The 10,612-nt window shown below is 64.7% G+C and carries 7 protein-coding genes and 1 pseudogene; 4 read left to right on the plus strand and 4 right to left on the minus strand.

Annotated elements, in window-relative coordinates; genetic code table 11:
• Nucleotides 1–31: 31 nt before the first annotated feature.
• Nucleotides 32–1,255, minus strand: coding sequence for a low temperature requirement protein A (locus tag H7F38_RS01420; protein WP_187092541.1), 1,224 nt, complete (start codon nucleotides 1,253–1,255; stop codon nucleotides 32–34).
• Between the two features lie 210 nt (nucleotides 1,256–1,465).
• Nucleotides 1,466–2,620, minus strand: coding sequence for a hypothetical protein (locus tag H7F38_RS01425; protein ID WP_187092542.1), 1,155 nt, complete (start codon nucleotides 2,618–2,620; stop codon nucleotides 1,466–1,468).
• 145 nt (nucleotides 2,621–2,765) lie between these two features.
• Between H7F38_RS01425 and H7F38_RS01430 the strand changes: the two genes are divergently transcribed.
• The 3 genes from H7F38_RS01430 to H7F38_RS01440 all read left to right on the plus strand — a co-directional run bounded on the left by H7F38_RS01430 (nucleotide 2,766) and on the right by H7F38_RS01440 (nucleotide 6,312).
• On the plus strand, nucleotides 2,766–3,095 hold the full coding sequence (locus H7F38_RS01430) for a hypothetical protein (RefSeq protein WP_187092543.1): 330 nt from the start codon (nucleotides 2,766–2,768) through the stop codon (nucleotides 3,093–3,095).
• Between the two features lie 110 nt (nucleotides 3,096–3,205).
• Nucleotides 3,206–4,549 carry an alkaline phosphatase family protein gene (locus H7F38_RS01435; protein ID WP_187092544.1) on the plus strand — a complete coding sequence of 448 codons (1,344 nt, stop codon included), beginning with the start codon at nucleotides 3,206–3,208 and terminating at the stop codon, nucleotides 4,547–4,549.
• A gap of 83 nt (nucleotides 4,550–4,632) precedes the next feature.
• Nucleotides 4,633–6,312 (plus strand): DUF4091 domain-containing protein, encoded by a 1,680-nt coding sequence (locus H7F38_RS01440; protein WP_187092545.1) that lies wholly within the window; start codon nucleotides 4,633–4,635, stop codon nucleotides 6,310–6,312.
• Here H7F38_RS01440 and H7F38_RS01445 read toward each other — a convergent pair.
• On the minus strand, nucleotides 6,281–7,096 hold the full coding sequence (locus tag H7F38_RS01445) for a DeoR/GlpR family DNA-binding transcription regulator (RefSeq protein ID WP_222618371.1): 816 nt from the start codon (nucleotides 7,094–7,096) through the stop codon (nucleotides 6,281–6,283). The genes H7F38_RS01440 and H7F38_RS01445 overlap by 32 nt on opposite strands.
• 248 nt (nucleotides 7,097–7,344) lie before the next feature.
• On the opposite strand from H7F38_RS01445, the pseudogene H7F38_RS01450 reads away from it, so the two are divergent.
• Nucleotides 7,345–8,588, plus strand: a pseudogene (locus H7F38_RS01450) (IS4 family transposase).
• A 533-nt stretch (nucleotides 8,589–9,121) separates the two neighbouring features.
• On the opposite strand, the gene H7F38_RS01455 reads toward H7F38_RS01450, so the two are convergent.
• Nucleotides 9,122–10,120, minus strand: a complete 999-nt coding sequence (locus H7F38_RS01455) for a hypothetical protein (protein ID WP_187092546.1) — start codon at nucleotides 10,118–10,120, stop codon at nucleotides 9,122–9,124.
• Nucleotides 10,121–10,612: the final 492 nt, after the last annotated feature.

Here is a 10,612-nt window from a genome sequence, read left to right on the forward strand (position 1 = left end):
GTCGGGCATCGGTGCATTCACTCCGGCACGTTCACTCCGGCGCAAATCGTTGCTCGCCCCAGAGGTGGGCCAGCACCAGCAGGGCCAGGCACACGACCAGGGTTCGGCCGCTGACGTCGGTGGCGAGCAGGCCGAGCAGCAGCGGTACCGCGATACCGGTGGTCACCCGTGAGATCAGCCTGAGCAGACCGGAGTTGCGGCTGGCCACGCCGGCGACCACGCCAAGAGTGAAGTAGGCCGCGACCGCGCCGCACAGCAGCCAGCGACCCTGGTCGGACAGCGGATCGGAGCCTTGCGTCACCACGGCCGAGAGCGACACGGCCATCGTGCCGACGACACCGGTGACCAGGCAGTGCAGGCCAAGTGCGGCGCGGGTGGAGATATGGCCGGCGTGCAGGTGCGGCAGCCCGGCGTATCCGAAGACGACCGACACGCCGAACATCCCGGCCAGCAACACGAATGACGCGATACCGGTGGCCAGGAGACCGACGCTGTAGGGGGTGGCCGCGGCCGCGTCGACGACCTGCACCACGGATTCGCCGAGGACGATGATCACGAAAAGTCCAAGTCGCTCGGACAGGTGGGCCAGGTCGACCGACACCCCGTGTACCACCGGTGCCTTCCTGTCGTGGGCGGCGCCGAGCCGCCGCTGGGTGGCGGCCAATGCGGTGAACTTCGCCTGCAACCGCGCGACGATCTTCTCGCCGGACAGAAACAGCATCAGCAGCAGATCCAGGCCGACCCCCACCGCCCAGAGCGCCATCTTCCAAGGTTCGCCGACCCAGATCGACACGAGCCAGGGCAGCAGCCCGGCCGAATACTGCACCACCGGGAAGTCCAGCAGAATCTCTCCGCGGCGCCACGATTGCGACCCGTAGATGCGGGTCGCGATGTACGCGATCGTGAAGACGGTCAGCGGCAGACCGTCGGCGCCGTTCCCGAGGACGGTGTGCGCCACGCCCGGCACCGACGCGGCCATCACCCCGAGGCCGAACATCCCGATCAACAGCCTCAGCACATGGGTCTGCTCGGCCGCGACGTTGCTGTAGAGCATGAATGTCGTCCACGACAGCCAGAAGGCCAGGAACAACAGTGCATAGAGACCGAGCGCCGCAAGGTCCAGTTGACCGCTGAGCACATGTGCCAGCGCCGCGACGCCCGCCGCCACCACCAGGTCGAAGAAGAGCTCGGCCCAACTCGCGTGCCGCTCGCCCGCTTCCTCGACGGATTCGCCGGCGGTGTCCAGTTCGCTCATGGACGCCAATGACCGCCGGTGCATCGGGCGACGACGTGATCGACCTCCGCCTCGGACGGGCCCCCCCGTCGGAACGAAGCCGTGATGGAGGGCACATTCCGACTGTAACACCCCAAGCCCCGTCCCAGGGTAAAGCAGCCTATTTTCCCCTTATCCATTAGCTATAATAATTAATATTCTGCGCCGATGATAGATCGGATCTTCGGTTGCTCAGGCAGTTCCGGGCGTGAACTGAAAGCCGACCGCAATCGGACGATCGGTTTTCGGGTTCGCGACTGATGCGGTGTCGTAGAATTGACCCCAGAGCAGCAGAGACGCGCCGGCCCAGATGGCGGGCGCATTGTCATCGGAGGTCATTGGTGACGCAGGGACCCGTGTCCACCTGTTCTCGACGGGATCCCAGGCTTCAGCTCGGCCGGGTTGGGCCGGCGGACCATCAGCCGCCGCGAGGGTATCGATAGCGATCAATGCGCCTCCGGTCCAGATGTTCTGCGGGTTGCGATCATCGAGCGGGCCGTGCGGGATGACCGTCGCCTGCCCGGTCGCCGGGTTGAATCGTTCGCCGGTGAGATTCATCTGCGGCGGGCCGGCATCGATTCCGCGCCACGCCGGGGTTGCGCCCTGGATGAAGTCGGTGCCGGTCCAGATGGGACCGGCAATGCCGCCCTTGCCGGCCCGGTTCAGGTGGACCGGTTTCCAGCCGGGCTCGGAAGCATCGAGCGAGAAGGTGTCAGTTCCGGCAGAGCCGAAGCCGTCGGCGGTGTATCCCCAGAACGACCAGAGGTAGAGGTGTCCGCCGCCGGCCGCGAGCTGGAGATCGACGGTCGGGTGGTGGCGGGGAAGCACGAGATCGGCATCCCTGCTCCAGGCGTTGGTGGTGGGGTCGTAGGAAGCGGTCTGCACCAGCGAGGAGGAGGCGTCGACGGCTGGGGGGGCGTCGATAGCTGGGGTGGCGACCATGACCACCCTGGTCCCCGTCCACACCGTCTGCACCTGCGGATCGGGGATGGTGATCGGGCTGGGTGGTAGCAGGCGCCAGGTGTTGGTGGCCGGGGTGTAGGTGGCACCGTCAATGGCCCTGGACGAGCCGGAAGCGATGAATCCGCCCCAGATGAACCACGTGGAGCCGGCCCAGACGTTGCTCACCCCACTCCGGGCTTGCAGTGGCGCCGGGGGAAGAGACCGCCATCCGCCGGTCCGGGGGTTGTAGGCAGCGCCGTCGGCGGCGACGGTCTGATCCGGGCGGCTTCCGCCCCAGATCAACATCTCTGAACCGGTCCAGGTGATTGCGGCGTCCGTGCGGCCGCTGATGGGCGCGGGAGGCAGCCGAGTCCATCGCCCGGCCGCCAGCTGCCGTGCCGTCACGACGGGAGAGTCCGTCGGTGGTGGGTTCAATATCAACGACGGCGCCTGCAGCACAACGCATCTGGTTGTGGGCGCCAACTGGGAACCGGCGGGCCGGCATTGCCCGTCGGGGGCACTCGGTTGATCTGAGGCAAGCTCCTTCGCCATGTTCGTTCCGCTCGAGTTCGTTCCGCTCGAGTTCGTTCCGCTCGAGGTGCTGCGGGAGGTCGGGCCCGAACATCCGATCGTCGACGCCACCACCAGGAGCGCTGCGATCGCCGCAGCGACCCGTCTCCGGCGATGCGGTGCAGTGGTCCGTCCGTGTCCGACGATGTCAGCTCTCCCTCTGCCGTGGCTGCCACTGTCCCTCAGGACAGCTGCGAGCAACTCTGCGGACGAGACGGGACGTAGCCTGCTGCACGTTGCACAGGAATTCCGTTGCCCGCATCCGTCCTCGGCCTGCGAGCGCGGGCGGCGAGACACGGCCAGGCTGTAGCGAGGTCGTTCACCCGGCGGTAGCCTTTCGTCCACCAGCACCTCACCAGAGAACGCTAGACAGGATCACAGAAAGCGCCGTGTCGCGGCGCCGAGGCCGAAAGGTGTCCCATGCGTACCCGTACTGCGCTCCTGTCCGCGATTGTTCTCGCCGCAGCGGCGCTGGTTCCGGTGTGGAACAGCCACCCGTCGGCCGCGACCGCTGCCACCGCAGCTGCCGCGACGGCCCCTGCCGCAACGGCATCTGCCGCGACCCGCACTCCGATCCGGCACGTGGTGGTCATCGTGCAGGAGAACCATTCTTTCGACAGCTACTTCGCGGCCTATTGCGCGCAGACCCACACCTGCAACATGGCGCCGGTGACCAACCCCTACGCCCCGGTGCAGCCTGTGCCCCTGACGGACGCAAGCACGGCCGCCTACGACCCGAACCACTTCGCCGATTGCGAACGGGTCGAGATCAACGGCGGCCGGATGGACGGCTACATCACGCCGCACGCGGCCCAGACCCAGTCGACGGGCTACCCGTGCGGATCGCCGGCGAATTTCACCCAGGCCGGCACCGGACCGACCTCACCGGTAGCGACCTACCAGCAGTGGGCCGGCTCGCGGGCCTCGCTGGCCGACAACTACTTCCAATCCTCGGTCGGGGCCTCGTCGCAGAACGACATGTACCTGTGGATGGCGCGTTTCGTGTTCAAGGACAACACCGCAGAGCCCAACGCCGTCGGCAGCCAATGCCCCACCGCGCGGACGACCACCAGCTTCAGCACACCGAACCTCGGCGGAGCGCTGGACGCGGGCCACGTGTCGTGGGCCTGGTACGCGGAGGGCTACTCCGCGATGAAGACCGCCAACGCCGCCGGAAGCTGCGCTCTGGCGCCGGCGGACTGCCCCTCCCACATCCCGAACTACCCGTGCGTGTTCGACCCGAGCGACCTGCCCCCCGAATACGTCACCGGCCAGAAGGACAACCCCACCCACATCCGCGACTACACCCAGCTCGCCGCGGATGTCAGTGCCCACGCCCTGCCGGCGGTCAGCTTCGTCAAGGGGATCGGCTATCGCAGCGAGCATCCGGGCTACGGCGACAACGTCAGCGCCGGAGTGCAGTTCATCGGTCAGACGGTCGCGGAGATCACCAGCCACGTCCCCGATGCGCTGGTGCTGGTCACCTGGGACGAGTCCGGCGGCTACTTCGACCACGTCGCGCCGCCGAGCGGCACGTCCGCCAACGCCGTCGACGGGCAGGCCTACGGGCCGCGGGTACCGCTGCTGGCACTGGGTTACGGCGCGGCCGGTGGGACGGTGTCACATGCGCAGCTCGAGCACTCCTCGATCGTGAAGTTCATCGAATGGAACTTCCTCGGCTCGACCGGTCAGCTCCACGCCCGGGACGCTGTCGTGCGCAACCTCGGCAGCCTGCTGTCGCCGAAGCTGCACGTCCCTTCCTGAGAGGGCCGCGTTCGATCCAGCAAGGACGATCCACTGGTTCGCACATCGAATGAACGGCGTGCCGGGGCCGGCGAAGGAGTGCGGTGATCCGCGAGACGGGCTGGCAGTTCAGCACGACCCACTCACTCGCCAAGATCTACCCCGACTCCAGCGTCGGTCCTGACGGAACCCTTCCTGACCTGAGTGTCGTTGCAGGAGAGACAGCCTCGTTCCAGATCGCCTTCCGGCCGCCGCGGACCGCGCACTTCCGCGACAACTCTCCGCTGCGCATCGACGTCAACCCGGCCGCGGCCCCCTACGTGACGTTGCACAGCGTCGACCTGGTCCCCTGCGACCTGGCGGCCTTTCCGGGACACGACAACGGCTACGACCGCGACCTGCCAGGGCTGTACCCCGACCTGCTGCGTCCCCTCGCCGACGCCACGATCGCACCGATGCCGGGCAGCTGGCGAGGTCTGTGGGTCGATTTCCGCGTCGACGAGCCGGCACTGGCGGGCGTGCACGAGGTCGAGATCACCGTCAGCGACGCAAGGTCATCGGTGCTCTACCGCCGGACGGTGAACATCGAGGTGCTCGGTTGCCAGTTGTCGCCGCTGCCCATCGCACACACCCAGTGGTTCCACTGCGACGGACTCGCACAGTTCTACGGCGTCGAGGTGTTCTCCGAGCGGCACTGGCAACTCATCGATTCCTTTCTCGGGTCTGCCTCCCGGATGCAGGTCAACACCCTGCTCACGCCGGTGTGGACTCCCCCGCTCGACACCGAGCGAGGTTGCCACCGGCTGACCACGCAGCTGCTGCGGATCACCCACCGCGTGGACGGGTACAGCGTCGACTTCGCCCTGTTGGACCGGTGGCTGGAGCTGTGCCGCAAGCACGGCATCCAGCGGATCGAGATCGCGCACCTGTTCACCCAGTGGGGCGCGCACGCGACGCCGTCGATCTACGTCATCCGAGCCGGGGTATGGGTCGAGGAATTCGGGTGGCACGTGGGTGCCACGGACCCGAGCTACCGGCGGTTCCTCGAGCAGGTCCTGCCCGCGCTCAAGGCGCACCTGGCCGAGCACTGGGGGCTGGACCGCGTCCTGTTCCACATCTCCGACGAGCCGAACGGGCGCGCGGACCTGACGAGTTATCTGCGGGCCAAGGCAGTCGTCGAGGACCTCCTGGCGCCCTGCACCGTCATCGACGCCCTGAGCGACGCCGAGTTCTACGACACCGGTGCGGTACCTCATCCTGTGGTCGCCACCGATGCCGTTGCGCCTTTCCTCACCCGCGGGGTCCGGGGGCTGTGGGTCTACTACTGCGTCAGCCAGGACCGCGGGGTATCGAACAGATTCTTCGCGATGCCATCAAGTCGGAACCGCGTCATCGGCCACCAACTCTTCGCCCATGACTGTGTAGGTTTCCTGCACTGGGGTTTCAATTTCTACAACTCCGAACTCTCGCGGCGCCCGATCAACCCATTCCAGGACACCACCGCCTCCGGTGGCCTGCTCGGTGGGGACACGTTCATGGTCTACCCGGGAGATGACGGTCAGCCGTGGGAGTCCATTCGCTCCAGGGTGTTCACCCAGGCGATGTTCGACCTCCGTGCGTTTCACCAGCTGTCCGACGATGCCGGTCGGGCGGCGGTCATGGAATTGATCGACACCGACGGCCAGGACGGTGGGCTCCATTTCGACGCGTACAGTGCCGACCCATTTCACTACCTGCAGGTGCGGGAGAAGGTCAACCAGCAGATCGCGGCGATGCGTCGATGAGATCGCCGACCTGGTGCGAGCTCCTCAGGCCGTGACCACCCGCACGCCCGCAGTGCGCAGCTCGTCGAGCTCTGAGGGATCGCCGCCGCGGTCGGTCACGATATCGTCCACCTGGGACAACGGGGTGATCTGAGCGAACCGGACCACACCCGATCTTCGAGCTGTCGGCGATCACGACGGCCCGGCGGGCCTGGCGCAGGAAGGCCCGGTCCGTCTGCGCCTCCATCTCGTCGTAGGTCGTGCACCCGTGCTCGGCCGTCAACCCGTCGACACCGATGAAAGCCACGTCCAAGTGGTAGCCGGCCAGCATCATCTCGGCCGCAGGCCCGACGAGCTCGGCGGACCGACGAGCGATTCCGCCGATGACCACGAGGTGGACCCCCCGAATGCCGACCAGCTCGGCAGCGATGTTGAGAGCATTGGTGACCACAGTGATGTGGCGCCGCGACGACAGGGCCCGGGCCAACTCGAGGGCGGTCGTCCCGCCCGTCATGCCGACAACCGTGCCGTCCTCGACCAGGTCGGCACCGGCACGGCCGATGCGGATCTTCTCCTCCTGCCGCAGGCTGGACTTGAGCCGGATGGGCAGCTCGTCGCCGACGTCATTGGCCACCGCGCCCCCGTGGGTGCGCAGGAGGAGCCCGCTTCCGGACAGCGCCTGCAGGTCACGGCGGATGGTCGCCTCGGAGACGCCGAGGGTGCTGGCCAGGTCCACCACCTGGATGCTGCGACTACCGCCGATCCGCTCGAGGATCGCAGCCTGCCGCACGAGCCTGTCAACCATCACCACATCGTATCCAGCTGATGCTTGATCGTGCGCGAACTGCGCAATCAAATGTTCACCAAATAGAAATCTTGCCCGGACCGTTGACGCGCCAGGAGCCAAGTCCTAGCCTAAGCCCAATGCCGTTAAGTTAGCGATCTCTCGGAAAAAGGCCCGTTCCGGTCCTGGTGATTCGATTGAATGGCGACCAGGAATGGCGTGGTGGCCATCTTGGAGCCATTAGTTGATGTCATCGTGGGCGTGGCACAATATGTGGTGTGAGTGACTTCGATATCGCTGCTGGGGCCTCCGGTCGTTTGACCGATGTGATCGGTGTGGGTGTGCTGACCCGGCTGATCGACCGGGACACCGTCGACGAGGTCATCGGTCGCGCCGACCGCCGTGAGGTCCGGTCCCGGCTGCTGCCGGCTCGGGTGGTCGTGTATCTGGTGTTGGCGATGTGCCTGTTCACCTCGACGGCTACGACGAGGTCATCCGCAAGCTGACGAACGGTTAGCGGGGTTCACGGATCTGGCAGGCCACTTGGAAAGTGCCCACTTCGTCGGCGATCTCCCAGGCCCGGACCCGGCTGGGGCATCAGGTGATGGCCGATCTGTTCGACCGGGTGTGCGTCCCGATCGCCAGCCGCGCCACCGTCGGCGCGTGGTATCAGCAGTGGCGGGTGATGGCCATCGACGGGACCGTCGGCGACGTCCAGGACACCGACGTCAACGCCGCCGAGTTCGGGCATCACAGCCCCGGCAAACCCAACCAGAGCGCCTACCCGCAGGTTCGGATCGTCTCGTTGGTGGAATGCGGCACCCACGCCAGCGTCGCCGCCGAATTCGACGCGATCAAAATCTCCGAGCGAGCGTTGACCGAACGGCTGTCGTATGCCTTCACCGACGACATGATCGTGCTGGCCGACCGCGGGTTCTACTCCTACGACCTGTTCACCACCGCCGCCGCCAATGGCGCGCAGTTGCTGTGGCGGATCTCCGACAACCTGGACCTGCCGGTCCTGCAGCTCTACCCGGACGGGTCGTTCCGCTCCGAGCTGCTGCCGGCGAAGATGAAAGCCGCCGCCAAGACGGCCCGGACCCCGAAGAACGTGGACGCCCACCGCATCCCGGTCCGGGTCATCGAATACATGGTCACCAACCGCGGACAAACCCAGACGATCCGCCTGATCACCACCCTGCTGAACTACTCGGAGGCGCAGGCCGAATCGTTGGCCGCGCTCTACCAGCAACGATGGGAACAGGAACTGGTCTTCGACGAGGTCAAGACCCACCAGCTCAACGCCACCCGGCTGCTCCGGTCCCGGACACCGGACCTGGTGAAACAGGAGATCTGGGCGTTGCTGATCACCCACTACGCCACCCACGTGTTCATCACCGAAGCCGCCGACGAGATCGGCGCCGACCCCGACCGGTACTCCTTCACCAAAACAATCAACATCATCCGCAGCCAGGTTTCCAACCAGGCTGCGTTTTCCCCCCTCACGACTTGATAACGCCCACCGGGAAATGCTCCATGATATCCAGGCCGAGAAACTACCGAAACGTCGCTACCGGTCCTGCCCCCGAGTGGTCCGAAGAATCACCACCCGCAACACCAACGTCAAACACGACCACCACAAGATCATCAAATACGACGATCCACCAGAAATCTACGTCTTCAACAGGACCGCAGCTTAACTAAACGGCATTGATACTAACACAGCGTTGCACCACCAACACTCAAGGTGCGTGTTGCGGCCTGGGGTGCAGTGACGCTGCTGCTTAGGAGGCGTGCGCGGACGACTATCCCCATGAAAGCCTAAACCGGCCTAAACCTATAACTATTCGTCACCGCGGTATGGGCTAATGTTAACAGCACCGCTTGGCCGGCTCCCCTTGTACCTACCTCGTAGATTCGGACTCTGCTTTCGCAATCCACCACAGAACGGCCCCGGGGATGGGCAGATTGCGCAGTATGGACTGCATGCTGACCGCCGCCTGCAACAGTTTACGAGTGCGGTCGTGGTTGACTGCCTTATTGAGGTCAAGGGCTATTGGGAGCATTATTCTTGATGACATTAAATGTCAACGGGAAGGCGGGGCCGATGTCGCAATGGCCAGGAATAGCACCGGCGTCCTTGAGGTTCCAGAATGTAGCCCCGACCGCGGGTATAGTTGCTGGCTTGCTGCCGTGTTGAATGTCGTACATACGTTGGGCGTGGGTGGCCATAGCGGAGTCTGTGAGCATAGGGATCGGGTATTCAGGGTCGTCGTAGCAGGAGGACCAGGCCGCGAGATACCAGGGCTTACCTATTTGCTGGCAAAAGTTCGCGACTTTTCTCACGGCGCCGTTAAGGTCGCCTTCGGAGTTGATTTCCAGTTCGCACAGCGGATTTGCTGGGTCCGACATGATGGTCTGCCAGGGAATTCCCAAGCTGTTTGTGCTGTTCAGGTGCGAGAAGCCGCCAGTAGTGATGAGAATGTTCGGGGCTAGCGCTTGCCACTCGGTCAGTGTTCGATGATAGAAGTTGACCATGTCAGTTGCGGTACCTGAGGTCCCGGCGGGGCACGTGCTGTCGGTTTCGCCAGGGAAACATGCCTCGCCCCAGATCTGCACCATGGCTATCGTTGGGTCGTCCTTGTAGGAGATACCAGTCACTGTATTGGTGCGATTTGCGATAAAACGCAAATAGGGCTGCCAGTCAGTTCGGGTGGGTGTCTTGCCCGAATGTTGCAGGGACTGCGCGTAGCTACTCAGAGTGAGAATGATATGAATTCCGTTGGCGTGGGCCATAGCGATGAACCTGTCGACGCGCGTCCAGGTCGCCAAGGACATTGCATCGGACAGATTATGGTGTTTTGTCTCGAACTCCACGACAGCAAGGGTATTGATGTGAGCGGCCATTGCGAGTGCCACCTCCGCGGCTGGCCGATCATAGGTGCCATACGCAGTCCCGCCGTGGATGCTGAAGGGGTTGGCTTCCAGGCACAGTTGGATTCCGCAGCGGTGCAAAAAAGGATCAGGCTCGGGCGGACGAATCACGACCCACCCTGTTAGCAGGACGACACCGACCACGATGATGGAGACGAATAGTTTCCGTTCCGTCGTGAAGAATGGCCCGGGACTGTGCCTTGCGAATGCACTGATACCGACCTGGTCTGAGGTAATGCTGGCGGACCGAGGCGCCAGGTACGCCCGCCTATCCGGGAGAGTGCGGCGGGGTTGACTCACTGCAACCGTCCAGACATACGCTGCAGCACGACGGCGAAAGTGGGCGGGCGCAGGTGAAAACACGCCGGTACTGCGAGGATGGGCGTTGCCCGATACCCGCGGCCTCTCCACGGAAGGGATGGGGAATTGCGGGTAGCCCCCAGGAACCGTGTGAGGGTGATTCGAATCAACGCAGGGAAGAGAGCATCGAGGTGACGGGCAGATTCGGCGTGGATGAGGTGAGTGGCGCCAGTGGCCGTGCCTGCACTGCGCCGGTCACTGGCGTGATTCGCTCGATCGCATCTGTGGTTCACAACGGGTTGG

The organism is Nakamurella sp. PAMC28650, assembly GCF_014303395.1.
In the GTDB taxonomy this organism is placed as follows: Bacteria; Actinomycetota; Actinomycetes; order Mycobacteriales; family Nakamurellaceae; genus Nakamurella.